The organism is Streptomyces sp. iso_384, from assembly GCF_056172905.1.
In genome coordinates this window covers 6,092,083-6,117,559 of sequence record NZ_JBWBTT010000001.1, presented here as the reverse complement: position 1 = coordinate 6,117,559, position 25,477 = coordinate 6,092,083, and the positions used below count along the sequence as shown (strand labels likewise).

Annotated in this window: 21 protein-coding genes; 11 read left to right on the top strand and 10 right to left on the bottom strand. The window is 72.8% G+C overall.

What is annotated here, in order from left to right; translation table 11 throughout:
* Positions 1-183: 183 nt before the first annotated feature.
* Both AC0VY3_RS27335 and AC0VY3_RS27330 read right to left on the bottom strand, forming a co-directional pair.
* On the bottom strand, positions 184-2,067 hold the full coding sequence (locus AC0VY3_RS27335) for an ABC transporter ATP-binding protein (protein ID WP_103509903.1): 1,884 nt from the start codon (positions 2,065-2,067) through the stop codon (positions 184-186).
* Complete coding sequence (locus tag AC0VY3_RS27330; RefSeq protein ID WP_242741082.1) at positions 2,064-3,920, bottom strand: ABC transporter ATP-binding protein; 1,857 nt, start codon at positions 3,918-3,920, stop codon at positions 2,064-2,066. Before AC0VY3_RS27330 ends, AC0VY3_RS27335 begins: the two co-directional genes overlap by 4 nt.
* Before the next feature lie 199 nt (positions 3,921-4,119).
* Between AC0VY3_RS27330 and AC0VY3_RS27325 the strand changes: the two genes are divergently transcribed.
* The 4 genes from AC0VY3_RS27325 to AC0VY3_RS27310 are packed head-to-tail and all read left to right on the top strand — an operon-like array spanning position 4,120 to position 7,852.
* On the top strand, positions 4,120-5,037 hold the full coding sequence (locus AC0VY3_RS27325; protein ID WP_475550825.1) for an ABC transporter ATP-binding protein: 918 nt from the start codon (positions 4,120-4,122) through the stop codon (positions 5,035-5,037).
* 1 nt (position 5,038) lies between these two features.
* Positions 5,039-5,839, top strand: coding sequence for an ABC transporter permease (locus AC0VY3_RS27320; RefSeq protein ID WP_103509905.1), 801 nt, complete (start codon positions 5,039-5,041; stop codon positions 5,837-5,839).
* Between the two features lie 14 nt (positions 5,840-5,853).
* Positions 5,854-7,179 (top strand): sensor histidine kinase, encoded by a 1,326-nt coding sequence (locus tag AC0VY3_RS27315; RefSeq protein WP_475550824.1) that lies wholly within the window; start codon positions 5,854-5,856, stop codon positions 7,177-7,179.
* Positions 7,180-7,198: 19 nt separating this feature from the next.
* The gene (locus AC0VY3_RS27310) at positions 7,199-7,852 is read left to right on the top strand and encodes a response regulator (RefSeq protein ID WP_103509907.1); all 654 of its coding nucleotides are present in this window, start codon (positions 7,199-7,201) and stop codon (positions 7,850-7,852) included.
* 13 nt (positions 7,853-7,865) lie between these two features.
* Here AC0VY3_RS27310 and glgX read toward each other — a convergent pair whose 3' ends face one another.
* Positions 7,866-10,160, bottom strand: a complete 2,295-nt coding sequence (gene glgX, locus AC0VY3_RS27305; RefSeq protein ID WP_475550823.1) for a glycogen debranching protein GlgX — start codon at positions 10,158-10,160, stop codon at positions 7,866-7,868.
* Positions 10,161-10,313: 153 nt separating this feature from the next.
* On the opposite strand from glgX, the gene AC0VY3_RS27300 reads away from it, so the two are divergent.
* The 7 genes from AC0VY3_RS27300 (at position 10,314) to AC0VY3_RS27270 (ending at position 17,441) form a co-directional block, all read left to right on the top strand.
* Entirely contained in the window at positions 10,314-11,555 is a 1,242-nt protein-coding gene (locus AC0VY3_RS27300; RefSeq protein WP_475550822.1) for a L,D-transpeptidase, read from the top strand.
* A 277-nt stretch (positions 11,556-11,832) separates the two neighbouring features.
* On the top strand, positions 11,833-13,077 hold the full coding sequence (locus tag AC0VY3_RS27295; RefSeq protein ID WP_475550821.1) for a L,D-transpeptidase: 1,245 nt from the start codon (positions 11,833-11,835) through the stop codon (positions 13,075-13,077).
* A 91-nt stretch (positions 13,078-13,168) separates the two neighbouring features.
* On the top strand, positions 13,169-13,936 hold the full coding sequence (locus AC0VY3_RS27290) for an enoyl-CoA hydratase/isomerase family protein (protein ID WP_475550820.1): 768 nt from the start codon (positions 13,169-13,171) through the stop codon (positions 13,934-13,936).
* Positions 13,937-14,233: 297 nt separating this feature from the next.
* Positions 14,234-14,749 carry an ATP-binding protein gene (locus AC0VY3_RS27285; protein WP_242741074.1) on the top strand — a complete coding sequence of 172 codons (516 nt, stop codon included), beginning with the start codon at positions 14,234-14,236 and terminating at the stop codon, positions 14,747-14,749.
* A 381-nt stretch (positions 14,750-15,130) separates the two neighbouring features.
* On the top strand, positions 15,131-15,946 hold the full coding sequence (locus tag AC0VY3_RS27280) for a polysaccharide deacetylase family protein (protein ID WP_475550819.1): 816 nt from the start codon (positions 15,131-15,133) through the stop codon (positions 15,944-15,946).
* Between the two features lie 39 nt (positions 15,947-15,985).
* On the top strand, positions 15,986-16,201 hold the full coding sequence (locus tag AC0VY3_RS27275; RefSeq protein ID WP_103511083.1) for an EF-hand domain-containing protein: 216 nt from the start codon (positions 15,986-15,988) through the stop codon (positions 16,199-16,201).
* 151 nt (positions 16,202-16,352) lie between these two features.
* Positions 16,353-17,441, top strand: coding sequence for a CopD family protein (locus tag AC0VY3_RS27270; protein WP_475550818.1), 1,089 nt, complete (start codon positions 16,353-16,355; stop codon positions 17,439-17,441).
* On the opposite strand, the gene AC0VY3_RS27265 is transcribed toward AC0VY3_RS27270, so the two are convergent.
* From AC0VY3_RS27265 to AC0VY3_RS27235, 7 genes are all read right to left on the bottom strand, one after another.
* The gene (locus AC0VY3_RS27265; protein WP_475550817.1) at positions 17,438-18,901 is read right to left on the bottom strand and encodes a carboxylesterase/lipase family protein; all 1,464 of its coding nucleotides are present in this window, start codon (positions 18,899-18,901) and stop codon (positions 17,438-17,440) included. The two genes, AC0VY3_RS27270 and AC0VY3_RS27265, sit on opposite strands and share 4 nt — an antisense overlap.
* Before the next feature lie 176 nt (positions 18,902-19,077).
* Positions 19,078-19,944, bottom strand: coding sequence for a terpene synthase family protein (locus AC0VY3_RS27260; RefSeq protein ID WP_475550816.1), 867 nt, complete (start codon positions 19,942-19,944; stop codon positions 19,078-19,080).
* A gap of 497 nt (positions 19,945-20,441) precedes the next feature.
* Positions 20,442-22,130: a zinc ribbon domain-containing protein gene (locus tag AC0VY3_RS27255; protein WP_475550815.1), complete on the bottom strand. Its 1,689-nt coding sequence runs from the start codon at positions 22,128-22,130 to the stop codon at positions 20,442-20,444.
* A gap of 4 nt (positions 22,131-22,134) precedes the next feature.
* Positions 22,135-22,710 carry a phage tail protein gene (locus AC0VY3_RS27250; protein WP_103508286.1) on the bottom strand — a complete coding sequence of 192 codons (576 nt, stop codon included), beginning with the start codon at positions 22,708-22,710 and terminating at the stop codon, positions 22,135-22,137.
* Entirely contained in the window at positions 22,707-24,668 is a 1,962-nt protein-coding gene (locus tag AC0VY3_RS27245; RefSeq protein ID WP_475550814.1) for a putative baseplate assembly protein, read from the bottom strand. Before AC0VY3_RS27245 ends, AC0VY3_RS27250 begins: the two co-directional genes overlap by 4 nt.
* Positions 24,668-25,108, bottom strand: coding sequence for a GPW/gp25 family protein (locus AC0VY3_RS27240; RefSeq protein WP_030079090.1), 441 nt, complete (start codon positions 25,106-25,108; stop codon positions 24,668-24,670). The genes AC0VY3_RS27245 and AC0VY3_RS27240 overlap by 1 nt, the downstream gene beginning before the upstream one ends.
* The gene (locus AC0VY3_RS27235) at positions 25,105-25,422 is read right to left on the bottom strand and encodes a PAAR domain-containing protein (protein WP_103508283.1); all 318 of its coding nucleotides are present in this window, start codon (positions 25,420-25,422) and stop codon (positions 25,105-25,107) included. The genes AC0VY3_RS27240 and AC0VY3_RS27235 overlap by 4 nt, the downstream gene beginning before the upstream one ends.
* Positions 25,423-25,477: the final 55 nt, after the last annotated feature.

Below are 25,477 nucleotides of genomic sequence, written 5' to 3'. Positions count from 1 at the left end.
CCGCTTCACCCGGCTGCGGCAGAAGTGGCCCCGAAGTCCGTGACCGCTCGGCCCACCGAATGGCCATGGGCCGGAAGCTGGTTACCGTGCGGCGTCCATGCGCACAGATCCTTGGAACTGCGTATTCGGTGCGCATCTCACGGGTACGGTGCGCACCGAATCGCGGAACCTGCAGCCCCCCGCTCAGACCAGACTGTCCTTCCACGTCCGGTGCAGCCCCGCGAACCGCCCCGTCCCGCCGATCAGTTCGGACGGCGCGCCGTCCTCCACGATCCGGCCGTGCTCCATCACCAGCACCCGGTCCGCGATCTCCACCGTGGAGAGCCGGTGGGCGATCACCACCGCCGTGCGGCCGTGCAGCACCGTGTCCATGGCCCGTTGCACGGCCCGCTCGCCGGGAATGTCCAGGGAACTGGTCGCCTCGTCCAGGATCAGCACCGACGGGTTCGCCAGCAGGGCGCGGGCGAAGGCAACCAACTGGCGCTGGCCCGCCGAGATCCGGCCGCCCCGCTTGCGTACGTCGGTGTCGTAGCCGTCCGGCAGGGCGGCGATGAAGTCGTGCGCGCCGATCGCCTTCGCGGCGTGCTCGATCTCCTCGCGGGTGGCGTCCGGGCGACCGATCGCGATGTTCTCCGCGACCGTCCCGGAGAACAGGAATGCCTCCTGCGTCACCATCACCACGCCCCGCCGCAGTTCGGCGGTGTCCAGGTCGCGCAGGTCCGTGCCGTCCAGCAGGACCCGGCCCTCGGTCGGATCGTAGAAGCGGGCCAGCAGCTTGGCCAGCGTCGACTTGCCCGCGCCCGTGGAGCCGACGACCGCCACCGTCCGGCCCGCCGGGATGTGCAGGTCGAAGGTGGGCAGCACCTCGCCGCCCGTCCGGTAGGCGAACCGCACCCCGTCGAACGTGACCTCCCGGCCCGGGAGGTCACCGGAGCGCGGCGGCAGTTCCCTGGGGTGGTCGGTCTCCGGGACGTTCGGCGTCTGGGCCAGCAGACCGGCGATCTTCGCCAGTGAGGCCGCGGCCGACTCGTAGGAGTTGAGGAACATGCCCAGCCGGTCGATCGGGTCGTACAGCCGGCGCAGATACAGCACCGCCGCCGCCAGCACCCCGAGCGCCAGCGTGCCGTCCGCCACCCGGTAGGCGCCCCACAGCACCATGCCGGCCACCGCCGTGTTCGCGATCAGCCGCGAGCCGACGACATAGCGCGCCATCTCCAGGATCGCGTCGCCGTTCGACCGCTCGTGGCGGGTGTTCAGCTCGGTGAAGGCGACGTCGTTGCTCCGCTCCCGGCGGAACGCCTGGACCGGGCGGATGCCGTTCATCGTCTCCGCGAACTTCACGATCACCGCCGCGATCGCCGTCGACCGTGCCGTGAACGCGACGGACGCCCGCCGCCGGTACATCCGGACCATCAGATACAGCGGTACGAACGAGAGCGTGGCGATCGCGCCGATGCCCAGGTCCAGCCAGAGCAGCACCAGCGAGATCGACACGAACGACAGGACCACGCCGACCAGTTCCTGGAGCCCCTCGCTCAGCAGCTCCCGCAGCGACTCCACATCGGTCGTGGAACGTGAGATCAGCCGGCCCGAGGTGTAACGCTCGTGGAAGTCGACGCTGAGCGCCTGCGCGTGCCGGAAGATCCGGCCGCGCAGATCGAGCAGCACGTCCTGGTTGATCCGCGCGGCGGCCCGGATGAAGCCGTACTGGAGGATGCCCGCGCCGACCGAGCAGAGCGCATAGCCGACGGCGACCGCGATCAGCGGGCCGTAGTCGTGGTCCCGGAACGCCGGGACCCCGCTGTCGATCGCGTACGCCACCAGCAGCGGGCCCGCCTGCATCGCGCCCTGCTGGACCAGCAGGAGCAGGGCCGCCACCGCGACCCGGCCGCGCATCGGGGCCAGCAGCGAGAACAGCAGCGACCGCGTCGCCCCGGGCGGAGCGGGCAGGTCGTCCCGGTCGAACGGGTCGTCGGAGAGCGGCCGTTCCGGAGCGGGCGGGCTCTTCTTCCGCAGGCCGTCGTCCTCGGCCGCGGGACGTGAGGCGTCGTCGGTGGTCGTGGTCATCGGGCACTGCCCTCCTCGGCGGGGACCTGCCCGACGGCGGCCCGGTGGTCCTCGTGTTCGGCGCCCTCGCGCGTACGGGCCGGATCGCCGGGCTCGGCGCCCGACATCAGCCAGGCGTACTCCGCGTTGTCGCGCAGCAGCTCCTGATGGGTGCCGACCGCGGCGATCCGGCCGCCCGACAGCAGCGCCACCCGGTCGGCCAGCATCACGGTGGACGGGCGGTGCGCCACGACCACCGCCGTCGTCCGCTCCAGGACCTGCCGCAGCGCGGCCTCCACCAGCGTCTCCGTGTGCACGTCCAGCGCGGAGAGCGGGTCGTCCAGCACCAGGAAGCGCGGCTCGCCGACCACGGCCCGGGCCAGCGCCAGACGCTGGCGCTGGCCGCCGGACAGGCTCAGGCCCTGCTCGCCGACCTCGGTGTCCAGCCCGTGCGGCAGCTCGTGCACGAAGTCGGCCTGGGCCACCGACAGCGCCCGGCGCACCTGCGCCTCGTCCGCGCCCGCCGCGCCCATCGTCACGTTCTCGCCGACCGTCGCGGAGAACAGCGTGGGCTCCTCGAACGCCACGGACACCAGCTCCCGCAGCCGCGAACGCTCCATCGTGGCGATGTCCTCGCCGTCCAGCGTGATCCGCCCGCCGGTCGCCTCGTGCAGCCGGGGCACCAGAGCGGTCAGCGTCGTCTTGCCCGACCCCGTACCCCCGACGAGGGCCAGCGTCTCGCCAGGCCGGATGTGCAGATCGATCCCGGCGAGGACCGGCGGCGAGCCCGGCTCGGCGTCCGGGTAGCGGAACTCGACGCCCTCGAACACCATCCCGGCGGCGGTGGCCGGCGCGTCCTCGCGCACGGCGACGGCCCCGGGCTCCTCCGGGACGTCCATCACCTCGAAGTACCGGTCGGTGGCGGTCGCCGACTCCTGGCTCATCGCCAGCAGGAAGCCGATCGACTCCACCGGCCAGCGCAGCGCGAGCGCCGTGGAGAGGAAGGCCACCAGCGTGCCGGCCGACAGCGATCCGTCCGCCACCTGGATCGTGCCGAGGACCAGCGCCGCGCCGATCGCCAGCTCCGGGATGGCGGTGATCAGCGCCCAGATCCCGGCGAGCAGCCGGGCCTTGCCCAGCTCCGTGGTGCGCAGCCGGTGCGACAGCGCCCGGAAGGCCTGCGCCTGGCTGCGGTGCCGGCCGAAGCCCTTGACGATGCGGATGCCCAGCACGCTCTCCTCGACGACCGTGGTGAGATCGCCGACCTGGTCCTGGGCCCGGCGCGCGACCACCGAGTACTTCGTCTCGAACAGCGAGCACAGGATCATCAGCGGCACCGCGGGCGCCAGCAGCACCAGACCGAGCGTCCAGTCCTGGGCGAACAGAAGAACGAACCCGACGAGGATCGTCGTCGTGTTGACGATCAGGAAGGTCAGCGGGAACGCCAGGAACATTCGCAGCAGCATCAGGTCCGTCGTCCCGCGCGACAGCAGCTGACCCGAGGCCCAGCGGTCGTGGAAGGCGACCGGAAGCCGTTGCAGATGGCGGTACAGATCCGCCCGCATCGACGCCTCGACCCCGGCCAGCGGACGCGCCACCAGCCACCGCCGGAACCCGAACAGCAGCGCCTCCGCGATGCCCAGCAACAACAGATACAGCGCCCCCAGCCACACCCCGCCCGGATCGCGGTCGGCGACGGGACCGTCCACCATCCACTTCAGGACCAGCGGGATCACCAGCCCCAGGCAGGAGGCCACGACCGCCACGAAGGCGGCGGTGAACAGGCGGACCCGCACGGGTCGGACATAGGGCCACAGGCGCAGGAGGGAGCGCACGGCGGACCGGTCCGTGCGCTCTGCAGGCTTTTCGGGCATCAGGGCCGACCTTACGTTTCACCACTGACATCGGGCCTCCCAATTTCGGCCGGACCGGGCCCTCTTCCCCGGCCGGTCCGGCCGAACGCACCTCGGGCCGGACCTCCGGGTCGTACCCCCGTATCAACCGATCGGCCGATGCGCCGTCGAGCGTGACGGCGGATACCGCCCGGGCCCGTCCGCCGGAACCCTGGTGGGCATGGCAATCATCGAAGTCGACGGGGTACGCAAGACCTACGCGGGCCGTGCCGTGGTCGACGGCGTCTCCTTCTCCGTCGAGGAGGGCGAGATCTTCGGCATCCTCGGCCCCAACGGGGCGGGCAAGACCACCACCGTCGAATGCGTGGAAGGCCTGCGCATCCCCGACGCGGGCACCATCAGGGTCGCCGGGCTCGACCCCGTCGCCGACCACGACCGGGTGTCACACCTGCTCGGCGCCCAGCTCCAGGAGAGCGAACTCCAGGCCAAACTGACCGTACGGGAGGCGCTGGAGCTCTACACCGCCTTCTACCCGGCCCCCGCCGACTGGCGGCCGCTCGCGGACCGGCTCGGCCTGACGGACCGGCTCACCACCCGCTTCGGCCGACTCTCCGGCGGTCAGAAGCAGCGCCTGTTCATCGCGCTCGCCCTGATCGGCAACCCGAAGGTCGTCGTCCTCGACGAGCTGACCACCGGCCTCGACCCGCGCGCCCGCCGCGACACCTGGAAGCTCATCGAGGAGATCCGCGACGGCGGGGTGACCGTCCTGCTCGTCACCCACTTCATGGAGGAGGCCCAGCGCCTCTGCGACCGGATCGCCGTCATCGACCGGGGCAAGGTCGTGGCCCTGGACACCCCGGCGGGGCTGATCCGGCGGGCCACGGGCTCCACCGTCGTCTCCTTCGTGCCCTCCCGGGCGCTCACCGGCCCCGACCTCACCCGGCTCACCGCGCTTCCCGGCGTCGCGACCGTGACCCCGCCCGACCGCGAGGGGGCGCTCACGCTGCACGGCACCGACGAGACGGTCACCCCGTTCGTCGCCCTGCTCGCCGAACTCGGCGTCACCGCCCAGCGGCTGCGCATCACCGAGACCAGCCTCGACGAAGCCTTCCTCGACCTCACCGGACAGGACATCTGACATGCCGACCGAGACCACCACCGCACCGGCCACCGCCCCCGGGTCCCGCGTCGCCCGGCGACGCGGTCCCGCGGCCGCCGTCCTGATCGCTGAGACCCGGCTCTTCCTCCGCGAACCGGGCAACCTGTTCTGGATCTTCGCCTTCCCCTCCGTTCTTCTGGTGATCCTCGGCTTCATCCCCGCCTTCAAGGAGGCGCAGGACGAACTCGGCGGACGGCGCGTCATCGACCTGTACGTCCCCATCTCGATCCTGCTCGCCATGATCACGGCGGCGGTCCAGGCGATGCCGCCGGTCCTCACCGCCTACCGCGAGCGCGGAATCCTGCGCCGGATGTCCGCCACCCCGGTGCGGCCCTCCGCCCTGCTCTGTGCCCAGATCCTGCTGCACGGCGCGGCCTGCCTCGCCTCCGCGCTCCTCGTCACCGTCGTCGGCCGGATCGCCTACGGGGTCGCGCTGCCCGAACAGCTCCCCGGCTACCTGCTGGCGCTGCTGCTCGCCGTCGCCGCCGTGCTGACCCTGGGCTCCATGATCTGCGCCCTGTCCCGGACGACGAAGGCGGCCACCGCGTTCGGCACGGGCGCCTACCTCGTGATGATGTTCAGCGCCGGGGTGTGGCTGCCCGTCCAGACGATGCCCGACGCCCTGCGCCGCATCGTGGAGATCACCCCGTTGGGGGCCGCCTCCCAGGCGTTGGAGCAGGCCGCGTCCGGGAGCTGGCCGGGCTGGATCCACCTCCTGGTCCTCGCCCTGTGGACCGCGGCTCTGGGCATCGCGGCCGCTCGACTCTTCCGGTGGCAGTGACGGAGACTGCCCGCATGAAGCAGCCGCCCCGCTCCCCGTACCTGTCCGGTGCGACGGGGCCCCGCACGGTCGAGGAGCGCTGGGAGCAGTTCTACCGGTACGGGCCCTACGCCGTCCTCACCCTGTCCGTCATCGTCGGGGCCGTCGCCGCCGACCTGATCATGACCCGCACCGAGATGTACGTGGCCGGGGTCCTGGCCGTCGCGGCGTACGGGCTCCAGCTCTGGTGGGGCCGGGCCCGCCCGCGTACCGCTCCGGGCGCCCCGGCCGGGGTGGCCTACTACGCCGCCCGGACCCTCCTCGCCTTCGCCCTGTCCTGGCTCAACCCGTTCTTCGCGATCTACGCGGCGCTCAGCTACTTCGACGTCGAACCCCTGCTGCCCAAGCGCGCCGTCCGGATCGGGCTGCTCACCACCGCCGTCACCCTGGCCGGTTCGCAGAGCGGCGGCCTGCCGCCCGCGTCCCTGATGAACTGGGTCGCCTTCTGTGCGCTGTACCTCGTCAACGCCTCCCTCGCCCTCTTCTTCTGGCACCTCGGGATGCGGGAGGAGGAGAAGGCCCGCATCCAGGCCGCGACCATCGCCGAGCTGGAGCGCACCAACCTCCGGCTGGAGGAAGCCATGGCGGAGAATGCCGCCCTGCACGCCCAACTCCTCGTCCAGGCCCGCGAGGCCGGGGTCGACGACGAGCGGCGGCGGCTCGCCGCCGAGATCCACGACACCCTCGCCCAGGGCCTCACCGGGATCATCGCCCAGCTCCAGGTCGTCACCTCCGTCACGGACCGCGATCCGGAGACTGCCCGTGTCCACCTGGAGCGGGCCGCCGCGCTCGCCCGCCACAGCCTCGGCGAGGCCCGCCGCTCCGTGCACAACCTGGCGCCCGTCGCCCTGGAACACGACGAACTGGCCGGGGCGTTGAAGAAGACCGTCGCCGACTGGGCCGAACAGCACCGCGTCCGCGCCGACTTCACCGTCACCGGCACCGTCGAACCGGTCCACGACGAGATCGCCGCCACCCTGCTGCGGATCGCGGGCGAGGCCCTGGCCAACGCCGGGCGGCACGCCGGGGCCTCGCGGGTCGGGGTGACGCTGTCCTTCATGGACGACGAACTGACCCTGGACGTGCGGGACGACGGCCGCGGCTTCGACCCGGAGGCCGCCGCCCCGGCGAGCCGCACCGGAGGCTTCGGCCTCGGCGGCATGCGGACCCGCGCGGAACGCATCGCGGGCGCGGTCGAGGTGGAGTCGGAACCGGGCGGCGGCACGGCGGTGTCCGCCAGGGTCCCCCTGGTCAGGCAGGAGTCAACGACCCCGCGGCAGCCCCTGGTCAGGCAGGAGTGAGCCCCCGTACGGTGCCGTCATGACCGAGATCCCCGCCCGCGCCATCAGCCTCGTCGTCGTCGACGACCACCCGGTCGTCCGCGACGGACTGCGCGGCATGTTCGCCGCCGCCCCCGGCTTCGAGGTGCTCGGCGAGGCGGCGGACGGCGTGGACGCCCTCGCGGTCACCGAGCGGCTCGACCCGGACGTCGTCCTGATGGACCTGCGGATGCCCGGCGGCGGGGGAGTGGCGGCCATCGCGGAGCTGACCCGGCGCGGCGCGCGCTCGAAGGTGCTGGTGCTGACCACGTACGACACCGACTCCGACACCCTGCCCGCGATCGAGGCGGGCGCCACCGGCTACCTCCTCAAGGACGCCCCGCGCGAGGAGCTGTTCGCCGCCGTCCGGGCCGCCGCCGACGGGCGCAGTGTCCTGTCGCCCGCCGTCGCCTCCCGGCTGATGACCCGGGTCCGCACCCCCGCGGCCGGCCCCGCCGAAACCGCGCTGTCGGCGCGCGAGCGCGAGGTGCTGGTCCTGGTGGCGCGGGGCACCACGAACCGGGAGATCGCCGCCGAGCTATTCATCAGCGAGGCGACCGTGAAGACCCACCTCACCCACATCTTCGCCAAGCTGGGCGCCAAGGACCGGGCCGCGGCCGTCGCCGTCGGCTACGACCGGGGCATCCTCGGCTGATCCGGGCTCCTCCTCACTCCGCCACCCGGAGCAGCAGCACCGAACGGGCCGGCACCGTCACCTCCGTACCGCCGTCGAGGACCGTGCCCGGGGCCTCCGCCTGGTCCTCCCGTGAGGTGTCCAGGACCAGTTCGTAGGCGTCCGCCCACGGCGCGCCCGGCAGTTCGAAGGTGACCGGCTCCGCGCCCGCGTGCAACACCGCCAGGAAGCTGTCGTCGGTCACCGGCTCGCCCCGCGCGTCCCGCCCCGGAATGTCCCGGCCCGAGAGGTACAGCCCGAGCGTGGCCGCCGGTGCGTACCAGTCGCCCTCCGTCATCTCCCGGCCGTCCCGGGCGAACCACGCCAGATCCCGCAGCCCGTCCGGGGCCTGCGCCCGGCCCGAGAAGAACGCGCGGCGCCGCAGCACCGGATGGGTCCGGCGCAGCGTCAGCACCCGGGCCGTCAGCTCGGTCAGCTCCCGCCACTCCGGCCGCTCCAGCAGCGACCAGTCCACCCAGCCGGTCTCGTTGTCCTGGCAGTAGGCGTTGTTGTTGCCACCCTGCGTCCGGCCCATCTCGTCGCCCGCCACCAGCATCGGCACCCCGGTGGACAGCAGCAGCGTGGTCAGCAGGTTACGGAGCTGGCGGCGGCGCAGCGCGTTGATCTCCGGATCGTCGCTCTCGCCCTCAGCCCCGCAGTTCCACGCCCGGTTGTCGTTCGTCCCGTCCCGGTTGCCCTCCCCGTTCTCCTCGTTGTGCTTCTGCTCGTAGGAGACCACGTCGCGCAGGGTGAAGCCGTCGTGCGCGGTGACGAAGTTGACCGAGGCGTACGGGCGGCGGCCGCCCCAGGCGTACAGATCGCTGGAGCCGGTCAGCCGGTAGCCGAGATCCCGTACGTCGGGGAGCGCGCCGCGCCAGAAGTCCCGTACGGCGTCGCGGTAGCGGTCGTTCCACTCGGTCCACAGCGGCGGGAACGCCCCCACCTGATAGCCGCCGTTGCCGACGTCCCACGGTTCGGCGATCAGCTTGACCCTGCGCAGCACCGGGTCCTGGGCGATCACCGCGAGGAACGGCGAGAGCATGTCGACGTCGTGCATCGAGCGGGCCAGCGCCGCCGCCAGGTCGAAGCGGAAGCCGTCGACGCCCATCTCGGTGACCCAGTAGCGCAGCGAGTCGGTGATGAGCCGCAGCACCTGGGGCTGCACCACGTGCAGGGTGTTGCCGCAGCCGGTGTAGTCCGCGTAGCGGCGGGGGTCGTTCTGGAGTCGGTAGTAGCCCCGGTTGTCGATGCCGCGCAGCGACAGCATCGGGCCCAGCTCGCCCGCCTCCGCGGTGTGGTTGTAGACGACGTCGAGGATCACCTCGATCCCGGCGTCGTGCAGCGCGCGCACCATCCGCTTGAACTCGCCGACCTGGCCGCCCGCCGTGCCGGAGGCGGAGTAGTCGGCGTGCGGGGCGAAGTAGCCGATGGAGTTGTAGCCCCAGTGGTTGTGCAGCCCGCGCCGCAGCAGATGGTCCTCGTGGGCGAACTGGTGCACCGGCAGCAGCTCGACGGCGGTCACCCCGAGCCGGGTCAGATGTCCGATCGCCGCCGGGTGCGCGAGACCGGCGTACGTGCCGCGCAGCTCGGGCGGGATGTCCGGGTGGAGCTTGGTGAAGCCGCGCACATGCAGTTCGTAGATGACGGAGTCGGCCCACGGGGTCTTGGGCCGGCGGTCCTCCACCCAGTCGTCGTCATCGTGGACGACCACACCCTTGGGCACGTACGGGGCCGAGTCCCGGTCGTCGCGCACGGTGTCGGCGACATGCTGGTCCGGCCAGTCCCGGACGTGCCCGTACACCTCGGGCGGCAGGGTGAAGGTCCCGTCGACCGCGCGGGTGTACGGGTCGAGCAGCAGCTTCGCCGCGTTCCAGCGGGCCCCCGTCCACGGGTCCCAGCGGCCGTGCACCCGGTAGCCGTACCGCTGACCGGGCCGTACGCCGGGGACGAAGCCGTGCCAGATCTCATGGGTCAGCTCGGTCAGCGGGCAACGGGTCTCGACGCCCCGCTCGTCGAACAGACACAGCTCGACCGCCTCGGCCCCGCCCGCCCACAGCGCGAAGTTCGTCCCCGCCACCCCGTCCGGCCCGACCCGGAAGCGGGCCCCCAGCGGCATCGGGGCCCCGGGCCACACGGCGGGCGCGGCCGCCCCCGACCGTACGGCGTCGGCGCGCTGCGCCTGGGCGACCTCCGCCCGCACGGCGGCCACCGCGTCCGGATCCCGCACCGCCTCCTGACCCCGCACCGGCTCCTGGTCCTGTACTGCCTCCTGCTCGGCTGCGCTCGACACCGTGCGGCCTCCCGCGGCTCGTGGGACGGGCACCTACGAAGGGGCGCGCGGCGTCCCGGCCGCGGCCCCTTTCAGGTAGTCCTCCCCTCTGTTCTGCCCACCGGGCGGCCCGCACTCACGTTTCCCCCGACCGGCCCTGGTCGTTGGGGGAGCGTGAACCACACAGCGAAGAGCGCACGGGCCGGCTCGGCCGCCGTGCTGACATGGGCAGGACTGCTGACCGTGCTGGCCCTTCTGACCGGCTGCACCGACACCCGGGAGGCCCTGCTCAACGGCAAGGCGCGATCCTCCGGCGACGCGATCAGCGTCTTCCCGGAGAACGGCGCCAAGGACGTCGACGAGGAGACCCGGATCGTGGTGAAGGTCCCCGACGGGCGGCTGGAGAGCGTGAAGGTCATGCGGATCGAGGACGCGCAGCAGCAGACGGTGGCCGGGCGCATCGCCGAGGACGGGCGCTCCTGGGCCCAGGAGCCCAAGGTGTCCCGGCTCGCCCTTGCCGCGAAGTACAGCATCGACGCGGTGGCCGTGGACGCACAGGGGCGGCGCTCCGCCCGGCACGCCACCTTCACCACGCTCGTGCCCGAGCACCGCTTCATCGGCTACTTCAAGCCGGAGAACCGGTCCACCGTCGGCACCGGCATGATCGTCTCCTTCTCCTTCAACCGGCCCGTCGCCGACCGGGCGGCGGTCGAGAAGGCCATCCGGGTGACGTCCGATCCGGTGGTGGAGGTCGCCGGTCACTGGTTCGGCAAGGACCGGCTCGACTTCCGCCCGAAGACGTACTGGAAACCCGGCACCGAGGTCACCGTCGACATCGGACTGCGGGACGTCGAGGGCGCCCCGGGGGTCTACGGCAGTCAGGACAAGACCGTCGTCTTCACGGTCGGCCGTTCCCAGGTCTCCCGGGTCGACGCGGAGGAGAAGACGATGGAGGTGCGCCGCGACGGAGAGCTGGTGGAGACGGTCCCGATCACCGCGGGGGCCCCGAAGACGACCACGTACAACGGGAAGATGGTGGTCACCGAGATGCACGAGGTGACCCGGATGAACGGGGCGACCGTCGGTTTCACGGACAAGAAGGGCAAGGGCGAGTACGACATCAAGGACGTACCGCACGCGATCCGGCTGACCGAGTCGGGCACCTTCCTGCACGGCAACTACTGGGCCGACGAGTCCGTCTTCGGCGAGGAGAACGTCAGCCACGGCTGCATCGGGCTGCGCGACGCCAAGGGCGGCAGCGGCTCCGCTCCCGGCGGCTGGTTCTTCGACCGGACCCTGATCGGCGATGTGGTCGAGGTGGTCAACTCCAAGGACAAGAAGGTCGCACCGGACAACGGGCTCAGCGGCTGGAACCTCGGCTGGAAGAAGTGGAAGGCCGGTTCCGCCCTGCGCTGAGGCCCCGCCGAGCCCGCGACCGCTCCCCGTACCCGGGCATCCAGGCATCCGGGCGTCCGGGGCATCTCCTCCGGCCGCCCCCTCCGGCCTCCCCCTCCGGCCGGCCCCGGCACCCCGCGCCACCTGCGCAGCTCCCCGAGCAGTTGGGACGGAACGGTGACATTCCGGAGGGAGTTCATCCCGGTCGCGATGTGATTATCTTGCGGCGGCGCGCTTTTTCTGCGCGCGGGGGTGCGGGCCATGGCGGGGCCAGGCCGTGCGAGGGGAGACGACCACAGTGAACGGGCAGCCGATATCGGGGGCATCGGCCGGGGCGAGCGGGAAGCGGCGCGGCGGGCCGGGGCTTCTGGCCCTGGTTCTGGGCGCACTGCTGTTGCTGGTGACGGCGTGCGGCGGCAGTGCCGACGCGGGGGACAAGAAGAGCCCTGCGGGCGGTACGAAGAAGGAGGACACGACCGCCTCGCAGGCGGTCGTGACCATCGCGCCGAAGGACGGCGCGGAGTCCGTGGCGACCAGCGGCGCGCTGAAGATCGGCGCCACGCAGGGCAAGCTGACCACGGTGAAGGTCGCCGACCCCAAGGGCAACGAGGTCGCGGGCGAGATCGCGGCCGACGGCGCGAGCTGGGCGCCGGAGCGGCACCTCGCCGCCGCCACCAAGTACACGGTGCACGCGGTAGCCAAGGACGCCGAGGGCCGTGAGTCGGCGAAGGACACCACGTTCACCACGCTGGTGCCGCAGAACACCTTCATCGGGCAGTACACGCCGGAGGACGGCTCGACGGTCGGGGTCGGCATGCCGGTCTCCATCCACTTCACCCGGGGCATCACCGACCCGGCCGCGGTGGAGCGGGCGATCAAGGTGACGGCCGAACCGGCCGTCGAGATCGAGGGCCACTGGTTCGGCAACGACCGCCTCGACTTCCGCCCGGAGAACTACTGGGCCGCGGGCACCAAGGTGACCGTCGAGCTCAACCTCGACGGCGTCGAGGGCCGGCCGGGTGTCTACGGCAAGCAGGCCAAGACGGTGAAGTTCACCATCGGCCGCAGCCAGGTCTCCACCGTCGACGCGGACACCAAGCGGATGAAGGTGGTCCGCGACGGCAAGCAGATCAAGGACATCCCGATCTCCGCGGGCGCCCCGGCGACGACCACGTACAACGGGCAGATGGTCATCAGCGAGAAGCTCAAGGTGACCCGGATGAACGGCGACACCGTCGGCTTCGGCGGCGAGTACGACATCAAGGACGTGCCGCACGCCATGCGGCTGTCCACCTCGGGCACCTTCCTGCACGGCAACTACTGGGGCGCGTCCTCGATCTTCGGCAACACCAACACCAGCCACGGCTGTGTCGGTCTGCGCGATGTGCGCGGCGGCTACGACAACCAGACGCCGGCGGCGTGGTTCTACAACAAGTCGATGATCGGCGACGTGGTCGTCGTGAAGAACTCGAAGGACAAGCAGATCGCCCCGGACAACGGCCTCAACGGCTGGAACATGGACTGGGAGGAGTGGAAGAAGTAACCCTCTTCCTCTCCTGAACGACCCGGGCGGGCCCGGTGCTGTGACCAACGGCACCGGGCCCGCCCGCGTTAGCGGTGGTTAACCTCTTGGCATGACTGTGACTCTCGAAGTACGCGACGGCGTCGGCACCATCCAGCTCGACCGGCCGCCCATGAACGCCCTGGACGTCGCGGTCCAGGACCGGCTGCGGGAGCTGGCCGAGGAGGCGACCCGGCGCGAGGACGTGCGCGCCGTGATCCTCTACGGCGGCGAGAAGGTGTTCGCGGCGGGCGCGGACATCCAGGAGATGCAGGCGATGGACCACACGGCGATGGTGCTCCGGTCCAAGGGCCTCCAGGACGCCTTCACCGCCGTCGCCCGCATCCCCAAGCCGGTCGTCGCCGCCGTCACCGGTTACGCGCTCGGCGGCGGCTGCGAACTGACGCTCTGCGCCGACTACCGGATCGCCGCGGACAACGCCAGGCTCGGCCAGCCGGAGATCCTCCTCGGACTCATCCCCGGCGCGGGCGGCACCCAGCGCCTCGCCCGGCTGATCGGCCCCTCCCGGGCCAAGGACCTCATCTTCACCGGCCGCATGGTCAAGGCGGAGGAGGCCCTGACGCTGGGCCTGGTCGACCGGGTGGTCCCGGCCGCCGAGGTCTACGAGCAGGCGCACGCCTGGGCCGCCAAGCTGGCCAAGGGGCCCGCGCTGGCGCTGCGCGCGGCCAAGGAGTCGATCGACGCCGGACTGGAGACGGACCTCGACACCGGGCTCACCATCGAGCGGAACTGGTTCTCCGGACTCTTCGCCACGGAGGACCGCGAGCGGGGGATGCGCAGCTTCGTCGAGGAGGGGCCGGGCAAGGCCACGTTCCTCTGATCCGTAGTCAGATGGCCGACGGTCCCTAGTCGGATCGGGGCGGCCGGTAGTCGGGTCGGAGGGCCCCGCTTTCGGGAGTTCATCCGTCAGAGCGGATTATCCGGGCCTTAAGGCAACCTTAAGGCCCGGTGCCGCCGTCGGCCGGGCAACCCTCGCGGGGTGGTGTATCGCCGCAGGTCACCGTGGCCCTTCCGGGTTCTCTTTTGCCAAAGGCATATGCCGAAAGCCTTCTGCGGAATGAGTTGTTCCGGGCTACGGATTCCTGCGGAACGGCCCCGGAGGCCGATCTGTGCGGCCATGATGGTGGGCATGGCGGGCCTGGAGGGTGTGGATCAGCCGCGACCGCGCAGCAGCGCGACGGCGGCACGCAGTTCGTCGACCATGGACGACGAACAGGCGTTCAAGGCGCTGGAGTTGTTCGGAAATCCGACCGAGGGGGAGGTTCGGCTGCCGTCCCGTCCGGAGTCGGCGGCGACGGCCCGTCGGCTCACCTCCTGCGTCGTGCTCCGTCAGTGGGCCCTCTCGCCGCAGACCGCGGAGTACGCGGTGCTCCTGGTCTCCGAGCTGGTCGGCAACGCGGTGCGCCACACCGGGGCGCGGGTGTTCGGGTTACGCATGGTGCGCCGGCGGGGCTGGATCCGCATCGAGGTGCGTGATCCCTCGCGTGGACTGCCGTGTCTGATGCCGGTGCGCGAGATGGACATCAGCGGCCGGGGGCTCTTCCTCGTCGACAAGCTCTCCGACCGCTGGGGCGTGGATCTGCTGCCGCGCGGCAAGACCACCTGGTTCGAGATGCGGATCTCCGACCGCTGACCCGCTGATACGCAGAAACCCCCGGTCGGCCGTGGTGCGGCGCTGCGAGGGTTTCTGGCGGGGGCCGTGACATGGGGGGTGTGTTCACGGCCGCTCAGGACGACCTTGGCCCGGGTCAATGGGGGTCGTGGATCCGACTATGGCAGATGGGCGACCCCGGTGCCAAAGCGACTTGTCGGAATATTTAAGGAACAAACGGGCAACTTCAGGTTGAATCGCAGGTGTGCTCGGTCACTTGCCTGGTTTTCTATGCATTTTTATGGCGTCGCTTGAATGATTCATTGATCATCTACTGAACTGCACAATCACCTCATTTCACCCAATGCGCCCCTACTGTGTCCCGGGAATCGGTGGAACCCATGGAGCGTGAGGTGGTCGGGCATGGACGGACGCAGGGCTCCGATGGGCCGCCGTGACGCGCTGGGCGCGGGGGCCGGGGCGCTGGCCGCCGCCCTCGCCGTCGGATGCGCCCGGAGCGACCGGGCGGCGGGCGGAGCCGCCGGTCCCGCCGTGCTGCCGGAGGCGGCTCCGGCGGCCGCGCCCGCCCCGCGCCGCTTCCCCGGTCTGCCCTTCCGCGTCGCCCACGGCCCCCGCGACCTGCCCCGCGTCGCCCTCACCTTCGACGGGCGGGGCGACCCCGGCCTCGCCCGCACCGCACTCGCCCGGTGCGAACAGGCCGGGGCGCGCGTCACGGTGCTCGCGGTCGGCACCTGGCTCGCCGAACACCCCGGCCTGGCCCGCCGGATCCTCGACGGGGGCCACGAGATCGGCAACCACACCGAGCGCCACCTCGACCTCGCGGCCCTGGACGAGCGCGCGGCGTACGAGGAGATCGCCGCCTGCGCCCGGCGGCTGCGCCGGCTCACCGGGTCCATCGGCGGCTGGTTCCGCCCCTCGCCCACCGCGTACGCCTCCCCGCTCGTCCAGCGCCTCGCCCAGCGGGCCGGCTACCCCCACGTCCTCGGCTGCGACGTGGAATCGCTCGACCACGCGGCCACCCGCGTCGCCACCGTCACCCGGAAGGTCGCCGGGGAGCTCCGCAACGGATCGGTGGTGGAGCTGAGCCTCGGCCGCCCGGTCACCGTCGACGCGCTGCCGCTGCTCCTCGCCGAGATCGGCCGACGCGGGCTGCACGCGGTGACGGCCACGGAGTTGATGGGCCGCCCGGCCACCGGCGTCACCCGGACGGCCCGATAATCTGACCCCTGACATTCGGCATCACGAAGGGGCGGAACAGTGGCGGACATCGAGTCGGCGCGGACGGCATTCGAGCGGTTCGACCAGAACGGCGACGGCCTCATCACGGCCAACGAGTACAAGAGCGCCATGGCCCAGCTGGGCGACCCCTTCGTCACCGAGACGGTGGCGCAGGCGATCATCAACGCCCACGACGCCAACGGTGACGGCCTGCTCACCTTCGACGAGTTCTGGGCCTCGCAGAACAAGGCCTGAGCCGCCGTGCGGCGGCGGCCGGCCCCGCGCCGTCGGGGGCCGGCCGCCGACAGGCCCGGTGTCCCAGGGCCCCATCCGGGTGCCTTCGGGCCCTCGCGCCCGCCGTGCGCGGCTTGCTGTGTCTTTGTCCACCGGCGAGGATCGGGCCGTGATGTTCTCCGGACCCCCTGCCGACCCGGCCGCGCCCGGCACGGCTCCCGGGCCGACCGCGCCGCCCGGCACACCTGCCGCCGTGGCCGCACCGGGGCCGACGGCCGGCGCGCCGTTCGGCGGCGAGATATCCGACGGGCCGTCCGTCCGTCCCGCCGGGCGCTCGTGGACGACCCCGCTCCTGCTCTGCGCCGTGGGCGCCCTCGCGCTCCTCGTGGCCCTGCTCGGCCCCGGCATCGCGGCCCGCGGCACCGGGGAACTCCGGATACCCGGCGCGGGGCTCACCACCGTGCTCCGCACCGTCCTGTTCGCCGCGCTCGCCCTCCACCTGGGCGAACTCCTCGGCCCGCAGCTCGTCCGGCCCGTCCGGGGCCGTCCTCGTACCGCCGTACGGAGCTGGGCGGTGCTCGCCTCGCTCGCCGGTGCGGCCGCCGCGGCCGGGCAGATCGTCCGGCTCGCCGCCGTCAGCGACCTCGGGATCACCGAGACCTACGGCACCCGCGAGGGCGGACTGCTCCTCCTCATCGCCAACGGCCTGGTCCTCGCCGCCCTCTGCGCCGCGAGCAAACGCCCGGCCCTCGCCCTCGTCCCGCTCGCCGTCGTCATCGGCGCGGAGGCCCTGCGCGCGCACCCGGAGGCGTACAGCCCCGAGTTCGGCGCCGCCCTCACCGTCGTCCATCTGACCGCCGCGTCGCTGTGGACCGGCGGTCTGCTGTACGTCCTGCGCACCATGTGGCGCTGGCGCGGCTCACCCGTCGCGGCCCGCGCGCTCCTCGGCCGGTACGCGCGCCTCGCGATCTGGCTGTACGTCGCCCTCGCCGCCACGGGTACGGCCTCGACCCTGCGCCGGCTGCCGCTGGACGTGGTGTTCGCCTCCGCCTACGGGCGCACCCTGCTGGTCAAGCTGGCGCTGATGGCCGTGGTCAGCGCGCTGGCGGTGGCGGCCCGGCGGCGGATGCTCCGGGACGCCGACCCTTCGGTCGCGCATCTGCTGGCCCGCCGTGAACAGGTCGTGCTGGGCCTGGTCGTGGTGGTCTCGGCGATCCTCACCGTGGTCCCCGACCCGCACTGGATCTCGCTGCGCCCTTAGGAGCCGTTCCGGTACGGCTCCCAGCCGCGCAACTCGTCGTCGCGCGGGGCCAGGACGAGGGCCGGAGCTTTTGGGCCGAAGACCGTCACCGGCCTCCGCGCGTCCCAGGACGGCCACCTCGGGTCCCCGTCCGTCGCGAAGTCCACCCACGCCCGGTGCATCGCGTCCGCCAGGTCCTGCGGGGCGTCGGGGCCGGTCAGGGCCTTCGTGTCGGGGTGGGCGAGCGTGTCGAAGACGAAGCCCAGCTCCAGCGCGTGACAGGCGCCGAGCCGCTGTACGGGGGTGGGCCAGCCGAACTCGTACACGTACGTGGAGCCGGGCGCGTCCGTCCGGGCGTCGGCCAGCCGGTTGAGCGGGACCCGCAGCAGCAGGTCCGTCGCGAGCGCGCCGAGCAGTTCGCCGGGGGTGGCGTCCGGCCGGTTGGCCCGGTAGACGCGGGCGGTGGCGTTCGGTACCCCGAACTTCAGCAGGGCCAGGCGGAGCCGCAGCCGGCCGATCCTCTCGGTCAGGCCGCCGGGCACGAACCAGAGCCGGTACTCCTCGGTGTTCGTCCCCATCAGCAGATCGATCCCGGCGGACGCGCCCGCGTGCAGCGCCGCCACGGGGTCCTGGGGCAGCAGTTCGCCGTCCACGACCACCTGGAAGGAGTTGCGGCCGGTCAGTGGGTTTCCGCCGCTGGTCACCTCGGTCTGCGCGGTCAGCAGGGCCTCCGGGTCCACGGCGGTCAGCGCGGCGGCCGTCGCGGGCACTCCGACCCGCTTGGCGATCAGCTCGGTCGTCCCGCGCGCGGCGGCCGGGGGCAGGGCGGCGGGCGCCCCGCTCTGGAGCACCGCCCGCCGCAGCAGCCCCGCCGACCGGGGTGCGGCCAGCAGGGCGGCGATGGAGACCGCCCCCGCCGACTCCCCGGCCACCGTCACCCGGTCCGGGTCGCCGCCGAACGCCGCGATGTTGTCGCGCACCCACTCCAGGGCGGCCAGCTGGTCCAGCAGCCCCCGGTTGGCGGGCGCGTCCGGGAGGACGCCGAAGCCCTCGACGCCCAGGCGGTAGTTGACGGAGACGAGGACCACCCCGTCCCGGGCGAACGCGGCCCCGTCGTACACCGGCACCGCCGAGGAGCCGTGCACCAGCGAACCGCCGTGGATCCACACGAGGACGGGCAGCCCGGCCGCACCCGGCGCGGGCGTCCACACGTTGAGGTTCAGCCAGCCGTCGCCTGCCACCGCCGGATCCGGAAGCAGCCGGTCCAGCGGCGGGGCGTAGGGCCGCTTGGGGGCGGTGGGCCCGTACGCCACGGTCTCGCGCACGCCGGTCCACGGCTCCGGCGGTCCGGGCGCGCGGAACCTCCGTACGCCCACCGGCGCAGTCGCGTACGGGATACCGCGGAAGACCGCGACGCCCCGCTCCACCGCACCGCGCACGGTGCTCACCCGCGGGGCGGCGCCCGCCACGATGTCGGACATGGTGCGTGCCAACCCCTCTCGCGGTGCGGTGACCCGGACGGAGCCATCCATGCCCGCGAAGGGCCGTCCGTGACACCACCCGGACGGCTGGACCGGCCGGTGTCCGCTTGGTGTCCGGAAGGTGTCAGGCGGGGCCCGGGAGGTGATTCCCGGGCCCCGCCGGAGGGAGGCGCGCCTCAGGCGGCGAAGTACCGGGACAGTGAGTCCCGTTCGTCCAGCTCCACCAGGTCCGGACGGGTGTAGCGCTCGGCGCGCGCGTGGTAGTCGAAGTCGCCCCGGACCAGCCCCCGGTAGTCCTGGACGCAGCGCTCCAGGGCCGCGCGGGTCGGCCCGGTGATGCCCGCCGCCTCGATTTCCTCGATCAGTTCCTTTTCCGCCCGCACCACCCGTTCCGCTATCCGGGCCAGCTGGATTCCGGCCTCGTCGACGGCTTCCTGGAGGGTCGAACCCCGGTCGCGCTGAATCAGCCGTACGGCGTTGTGCTCGTAGCCGAGAGCGGCTTCCTTCTCGAAGGAGCAGATGTCGTTGCAGAGCCCCGAATGATCGGTGACCGCGTTCCGCAGGGCGATATACGCGGGCAGGCTCCGGGCGGAATCCGGGAGATCGATTCCGGCGGTGATCTCATGCAGACAGAGAAATGGCTGCATGGCGACCGAATCCCGCCGGTGCTTGGCGAATTCGGCCCGGCTCGGCACCTGTCCGGCGGCCCGCTCGACGGCCTCGGCGTAGTACGTCCACAGCCAGGCGGCGGTGTCCCGCCGGAACTGCCGGTTCCACTGCGGCGACCGCCCGCGGCAGGTCCGCTCCCGCAGCCCGGCCAGCGCCCGCTCCATCGGTCCGTTCGGCGCGGCCCCGTCGAAGACGTCCACCAGGCGGGTGATCGCCCGCTCGCACATCAGCGGATCACGTCCGGCCGGGCCGTCGTCGAACTCGTCGTCCACCAGGAAGGCCCAGAAGAGCCATTGACAGAACAGGTCGAGATGCTCCTGCGTGGCCTTCGGGAAGATCAGGGATATCCACAGTTCCGGACGGGTCCGGATCATTTTCTTGCGGGCCGGTACGGAGAGATCGAGACCTTCGGATTCGGCCCATTCCCAGGCGGCCCCACGCGTTTCCGCCAGGCCTGGATTACACCCAGCACTCCGGAACGGCATGTGAAACGCCGGTAACGTGATCTGGCTCATTGCTGCCCCTCGTCTGATGAATACGGGCGGACGATGTGAACGACGCATTCCGGGTGATCGAGCAAGGGACCGGCCCGCCGGGAAGCGGCGGCCGAGAGCCCGGGGGGGCGGGCGACGGGGCGACCGTACGAGGTGGGAGGGCCACAGCTGTCCTCCTTCCTCCGCCGGGTGCCGGGGCGGCCGGGGCAGGTTCGGTGAGCCGGTGGGCGGGCGCGTCACCATGTGTAATGCCCAGTCAACCCCCTGTGGGGGTGCCGAGGGAAGCCATGTGTGACCGAAATTGTTTGATCGGCAGGAACTCTCTGACCATTACTGGGTAGTTGGTGAAGTCGTGGGCTCTCCGCGACGGCAGTGGCTCAAGTGCGCCGGAAGAACTCGACCTCGCCGAGCGCGATCGGCCGCCCCTCGCCCTGTCCGGCCGCCTCCCGCAGCACCAGCCGGACGGAGACGACATCGCTGATGCCCGTCCGTACGGTCTGCTTGCCGGGCTTGTCGTTGAAGGTCACCGCCTTCTCGTGGACCGTGCCGTCCTTCGTCTCCACGATCAGATCCGCCCGGGTCGGCCGCGCGCCCTGCCGGAACTCCTGCGGCTCCTTCGACACACCGGTGTGCACCACGACGCCGACCAGCCGGAACGGCGTCCCGAACGAGCAGGTCAGCGACGCGCCCAGCTCGGGCGCGCCCCAGTACTTGTTCGTCAGGCCGTCGATCGCCGCGCTCGCCGGGTGTCCGGGCGCCGCCGCGCTCGCGGTCACCCCGGTGGGGCTGATCTCCGCCGTGCCGCCGAGCTTGTCCCGGACGTCCTCGTAGACGTAGCGGCCCAGCGGGAAGAACAGGAAGCCCGCGACCAGCAGCCCGGCCACGGCCAGGACCAGCAGCGTCCGCCGCAGCGCCCGGCCCGAACCGCCGCGCACCCGGCGGCGGAACGGCCACACCGTGCGCCACCACGGCAGGGCGGCCGGCGCCTCCTTGGCCTGCAGGGGCGCGGCGCACCGGCGGCAGAACTTCCGCCCCGGCAGGTTCGGCGTACCGCAGGCCGGGCAGGGCGGGCCGTCCGGAGTCTCCTCCTCCGCCACCGGCCGCACGACGGGCCGCCGGGTCACGGGCCTGGCCGGCTGCACCGCCCCGATCGGCTCGTCCGCGTCGGTCGCGGATCCGGATGCTGTTCCCGGCGCGGTCGGCCCGGGCACCGGTGCGGACGCCGGGATTCCGGGGCGTACGGGAGCGGGCCGCACGGGCCGTACGGGCGGCACGGGCGGCACGGGCGGTGCGGGTGACCTCGCCGGTACGGGTGCCGACGCCACCGGGGGCGTGGTGGGCTGCGGTGGTACGGGGGTGGGTGCGGCGGGCCGGGGTGGCTCCGGCGGCTGTTCGGGGCGCGCGGGGGTGGGGCGTGGCGGAGCTTCGGGACGCGCGGGCGGCTCGGGGTGATCGGAAGAAGCCGCGGGTGCGGGCGCCTGCGCAGGTGCGGGCGTCGACGGAGGCGCCGATGCGGGCGCGGGCGTGTGCGTCGGCGGACCGGCAGGATCCGGTGCCGGCGCCGGCGTGGACGCGACCTCTGGCTCCGGGGCACGCACCTCGGCCGAAGGCGGCACCGCGACCGAGGCGTGCGGCTCCGCCGAGGGCGGCTGCGCCACCGGGGTTCCCGGCTCCGCGACCGGGGTGCGGGGCACCGCCACCGGGCGCTCCGGCTGCACCACCGGGACGTGCGGCACCGCGACCGGGCCCTGCGGCTCCGCCGAGCGCGGCTCCGCCACCGGGCGCTCCGGCTCCGCCACCACGGCGCGCGGCTCCGCCGCCGGGGCCTGCGGCACCGTCAGGGGCGGCCGCGCCACGGAAGGCTCCGCCTCCGGCTCCGGCCCGCGATCCGGCTCCGCCACGGGAGCCTCAGCTTCAGGACCCGGCCGCAGGTCCGGATCAAGCTCCGGACCCGCGGCCCGCGTCCGCCGTACCGGCTGGGAGGACCAGCCCAGGTAGCTGCCGCAGTTGCCGCAGAAGTCGTCGGTCTCGCCGTTGGCCGTACCGCACGCCGGGCACGAACGCATCGCGTCAGCCTCCTGTCTGTTCGGGCTCTTCGGGCGGGCCCGGCAGGACCTCCACCCGGCAGGTGAGGTGGACGGGGCACGAGGCCGTGACGACGTCCAGGACCCGGTGGGCGTCCACCGGGGCGTCCGCGCGCACCGGCCATACCCGGACGAGCAGTTCACCGGTCGGCGGCGGCGGGAGCGCCGCGCCCGGCTCGGCCGACCAGGTGGCGCCCCCGCCGTCCCGGACGTCCGCGTGCACCTCGCAGACCAGCCGCAGCCGCTCGACGAGACCCCGCCGGGTGCCGCGCCACCGGTGCAGCTCGACGGCGCGCGCGACGACCGCCCGGCGCAGCTCGACCGGCCACGCCGGATCGGTCTCGACGCCCACCCACGAGGCCAGCCAGGGCAGGAAGTCGGCCGGGGCCAGCGCCGGGTCGACGTAGGCGGGCAGGTTGTCCAGCGTGGACAGGACCGGCGCCAGCACCGTGTCCAGGCCCGCCGTGAACCGCTGGGCCAGGTCGTCGTCCGCGTACAGGGCGGGCAGCAGTTCGCCGATCGGGTAGCGGCTCGGCAGTCCGGGTATCGCGGCCCGTGTCATACGCCCTCACCGGCCCCGTTCGCGGTGACCACCACCTGGTGCTGGTGCGAGAAGACCAGGGCCCCCGGCGCGACGTCGACCCGGTCCACCGCCGCCCCGCGCCGGCCGGTGATCGGGTCCGCCGGGAACAGCCGGACGTCCTCCACCAGACCGGCCCCCTCCACGCTCTGGAGCACGGCGAAGACCTCCCCGTACTGCACGGGCCTGCCGAACGGCCACCCCCGGCCGTCCGCCCCGCCGCGCAACGGGTCGATGTGCCGGAACAGCGCCTCCAGCGCCTCCGCCCGCACCCGGTCCACATCGCCCGGCGCCGCCACCAGCCGGGCGACGACCGTGACGCCCTGGTAGGCGGGCGGCTCCACGATCAGCCGGGTGCCGACCAGACGCCGTTCGTCGAGCCGTTCGGTGACCGCGGCCAGCACCTGGTCCGAGGGGATCAGCTGCTCGAAACGGAGATGGCCGTCCTCGTCGGCGACCGCGTCGGGCACCACCAGCACCCGTACCGCGCCGGCCTCGCCCGCCACGGCCGGCACACACCGCACCCGGCGCAGCGACGGCGCGGCCTCCCGGGCGATGAGCTCGTAGTCCTCGGCCGTCACCGCCCGCTCCTGCACCCGCAGGATGTTGGGCGCGCGCACCTTCGCGTTCTCCACGGTCTCGCCGTCGACCCCGCCGGTCGCCGCCTCGCGGTTGTTCACGCCCGCGACGTACGGCACCGAACTGCGCAGCACGGAGATCGCGCCCCGGGCGACGTTCCCCGCCGCCCCGCCACCGGTCCGGTAGCGGGGGACGCGGAGCTGGGCGCCCTTCTCCGGCACCGCGCCGTACGCGCGCATCGTGCCGTCCGGCTCGCGCACCTCCGGCGGGAACGCGAACTCCCCGGAGACCGCGTCGATCCGCACATGCCGGTCACCGGGCCCGGACGCGCCGAAGTGCTCGACCGGGGTCCAGATCTGCCAGCCCTCGTCCGCCGACACCTGGACGACCGGCGGCTCCCCGTCCAGCAGCAGCGGCGCCCGGCTCACCGAGAACCGCTGCCCGGCGACGCCCTCCGACACCCCGAGCGGCACGTCGACGACGGTCTCCGCGTGCTCCGCGGCCACCGTGCCGCCGACCGTGAACACCTCGGCCTCCCGGATCGTCGGCGACTCCGAGTAGAACGGCTGGCCCGGCTCCGGAGCGGTGACCCGGCAGCGCAGCCACCCCGCCCGGGTGCCCGCCACCACGGACGCGGTGTGCCCGGCCGGGACGAACACGACGACCTCCCCGGGCCGGTTCAGACCGCCGGTGCTGTCGGTGCCGGTCGCACACATCACCCAGCGCGCCCCGTCCCACGCCTCCCACACCAACGGCGGCTGACGCGGGTCGACGCCCACGCCCTCCACCCGGCTGTCCAGACGGACGGCGACGATGCAGCGCGGTACGGCCGTCGGCAGGCCGAACAGCAGGGCGTCACCGGGCTCCGGCCGGTTCTGGAAGCACGGGATGTCCTTGCCCGCGCCGAGCGGCGCGGTCCGGTCCGTCTGCTCGCCCGACACCGGCGCGGTGACCAGCCGGACCAGCGAACTCGGCACGATCGGCAGGTCGTCGGCGGTGGAGAACACCACCGGCTCCTCGGCCTCCCCGCGCGCGGTCGCCACCTCCGTACCGGAGGGCAGGTGCACGGTCTCCGGCTGCGGCGCGGACAGCCAGAAGTCGATCTCGGCCCGGGCCACGGTCGGCGGGAACAGCGTCACACCGAGCAGGTCGAGGAAGGCCGCGTAGTTCTTGTCCGGCACCCGGTTCAGCCGGTAGAGCAACTGGTCGACCAGGTAAGCGAACGTCTCGATCAGCGTGACCCCGGGGTCCGACACATTGTGGTCGGTCCACTCGGGGGAGCGCTGCTGGACGTACCGCTTGGCCTCGTCGACGAGCTGCTGGAAGCGCCGGTCGTCCAGATTGGGCGAAGGCAGGGCCATCAGCGCATCCCCGCTTCCTGGGAGGTCTCCGCGGCCGGACCCTCCGACGACGGGATCGTGTAGAAGGGAAAGACCAGGTTGCGCAGGTCGTTGGTGGCCCGCACGGTGTAGTGCACGTCGATGTAGAGCGTGCCCTCCTCGATGGCGTCGAACGCGATCACCACGTCCGTCACCTCGATGCGCGGCTCCCACCGCTCCAGCGAGGTGCGGACCTCCTGTGCGATCCGCCCGGCCGTCGCCCCGTCGCCGGGCGCGAAGACGTACTCGTGGATACCGCAGCCGAACTCCGGGCGCATCGGCCGCTCGCCCGGCGCGGTGCCGAGGATCAGCCCGATCGCCTCCTCGATCTCCCGGTCCCGCTCGACCAGCGCGATCCCGCCCGTCGGCCCGACCCGCAGCGGGAAGCCCCAGCCGCGTCCGATGAATCCGCCGCCGCTCACATCGGGCCCCCGATCAGGACGTTGAACGCACCGCTGACGATGGGCGCGCCGCAGGTGGTCCTGTCGCCCATCCGGGCCGCGGGCAGTCCGCCGATGAGCACCGCACCGCCGATCGCGGCGGCGGGGTTGGGCATGATCACGTTGCCGGGCCCGAGCGCCGCGTGCGGGGGGATGACGCACCCGTGCAGGCTCCCGGTGACGGCTGCGGGCCGGCCGCCGATGAGCACGGTGGCCACGGCCACCGCACCCGGGGGCGGGGTGGCGATGAGACCGCCGTGGGCGGTGCTGTCGCCCGTGCGGGCTGCGGGGGGCATGGCCGGGGTTCTCCTTGCTGTGGCGGAAACGGACTGCTGTGGACGGGGACTTCGG

Excerpts from the sequence above, each read along its gene's own strand:
- AC0VY3_RS27245 (WP_475550814.1), bottom strand. The coding sequence starts at position 24,668 with ATGGCCCTGCCTTCGCCCAATCTGGACGACCGGCGCTTCCAGCAGCTC.
- AC0VY3_RS27270 (WP_475550818.1), top strand. The coding sequence starts at position 16,353 with ATGTTCTCCGGACCCCCTGCCGACCCGGCCGCGCCCGGCACGGCTCCC.
- AC0VY3_RS27260 (WP_475550816.1), bottom strand. The coding sequence starts at position 19,944 with ATGATCCGGACCCGTCCGGAACTGTGGATATCCCTGATCTTCCCGAAG.
- AC0VY3_RS27310 (WP_103509907.1), top strand. The coding sequence starts at position 7,199 with ATGACCGAGATCCCCGCCCGCGCCATCAGCCTCGTCGTCGTCGACGAC.
- AC0VY3_RS27235 (WP_103508283.1), bottom strand. The coding sequence starts at position 25,422 with ATGCCCCCCGCAGCCCGCACGGGCGACAGCACCGCCCACGGCGGTCTC.
- AC0VY3_RS27290 (WP_475550820.1), top strand. The coding sequence starts at position 13,169 with ATGACTGTGACTCTCGAAGTACGCGACGGCGTCGGCACCATCCAGCTC.
- AC0VY3_RS27325 (WP_475550825.1), top strand. The coding sequence starts at position 4,120 with ATGGCAATCATCGAAGTCGACGGGGTACGCAAGACCTACGCGGGCCGT.
- AC0VY3_RS27255 (WP_475550815.1), bottom strand. The coding sequence starts at position 22,130 with ATGCGTTCGTGCCCGGCGTGCGGTACGGCCAACGGCGAGACCGACGAC.
- AC0VY3_RS27315 (WP_475550824.1), top strand. The coding sequence starts at position 5,854 with ATGAAGCAGCCGCCCCGCTCCCCGTACCTGTCCGGTGCGACGGGGCCC.
- AC0VY3_RS27335 (WP_103509903.1), bottom strand. The coding sequence starts at position 2,067 with ATGACCACGACCACCGACGACGCCTCACGTCCCGCGGCCGAGGACGAC.
- AC0VY3_RS27320 (WP_103509905.1), top strand. The coding sequence starts at position 5,039 with ATGCCGACCGAGACCACCACCGCACCGGCCACCGCCCCCGGGTCCCGC.
- AC0VY3_RS27280 (WP_475550819.1), top strand. The coding sequence starts at position 15,131 with ATGGACGGACGCAGGGCTCCGATGGGCCGCCGTGACGCGCTGGGCGCG.
- AC0VY3_RS27265 (WP_475550817.1), bottom strand. The coding sequence starts at position 18,901 with ATGTCCGACATCGTGGCGGGCGCCGCCCCGCGGGTGAGCACCGTGCGC.
- AC0VY3_RS27330 (WP_242741082.1), bottom strand. The coding sequence starts at position 3,920 with ATGCCCGAAAAGCCTGCAGAGCGCACGGACCGGTCCGCCGTGCGCTCC.
- AC0VY3_RS27250 (WP_103508286.1), bottom strand. The coding sequence starts at position 22,710 with ATGACACGGGCCGCGATACCCGGACTGCCGAGCCGCTACCCGATCGGC.
- AC0VY3_RS27285 (WP_242741074.1), top strand. The coding sequence starts at position 14,234 with ATGATGGTGGGCATGGCGGGCCTGGAGGGTGTGGATCAGCCGCGACCG.